The sequence below is a fragment of the Vibrio sp. 811 genome, from assembly GCF_033339195.1.
Genome location: NZ_JAWOUB010000289.1, coordinates 1 through 787 on the forward strand (window position 1 = coordinate 1; position 787 = coordinate 787).

Annotated in this window: 1 protein-coding gene; it reads left to right on the top strand. The window is 45.9% G+C overall.

The window, feature by feature from the left end:
* On the top strand, positions 1–629 hold a 629-nt coding region (gene kdgR / locus R7Q46_RS26400), incomplete at its 5' end, for a DNA-binding transcriptional regulator KdgR (protein ID WP_318078114.1).
* Positions 630–787 lie beyond the last annotated feature (158 nt).

Below are 787 nucleotides of genomic sequence, written 5' to 3' on the forward strand. Positions count from 1 at the left end.
TGAAATCGCTCGGTTACGTGTCTCAAGAAGGCGAAGCGGATAAGTACTCTCTAACACTTAAGCTGTTCGAGTTGGGCGCAAAATCGCTTGAGTACGTCGATCTGATCGAACTGGCCGACAAAGAAATGCGCCACATTTCAGAACAAACCAACGAAGCCTTGCACCTTGGTGCGCTGGATGAAAATGCCATCATTTACATCCACAAAATCGACTCTGGCTACAACCTACGCATGCAATCGCGCATCGGTCGTCGCAATCCGCTCTACAGTACTGCGATTGGTAAAGTGCTGCTTTCTGAGCGCGATGAAAGCTTCGTTCGTGACGTATTGAGCGATGTCGAGTTCATTAAGCACACAGAAAAAACATTGGAAAACACCGATCAAGTGCTAGAAGAATTGGCGAAAGTGCGCGATTTCCACTATGCAGAAGATAACGAAGAGCAAGAACCAGGTCTTCGTTGTATCGCTGCGCCGATTTATGACCGCTTTGGTCAAATCATTGCTGGCTTGTCTATCTCATTCCCAACCATCCGTTTCGATGAAGAGAGAATGGAATATTACGTCGGCTTACTGCATCAAGCAGGTAAAAACATTTCTGAGCAATTGGGTTACCACGATTACCCGGCATAATCAGAAACAAGAGGCAGCCGCGAGGCTGCTTTTTTTGCCACTTAGAACAATGTTGAAACACCGGTTCATTTTAGAGGTAAACCATGGGCACATCCGTCACTCCAAACATCTTCGACTTTTTAATCAAAATTGACCCCTTTGATAAACTGCCAGAACCT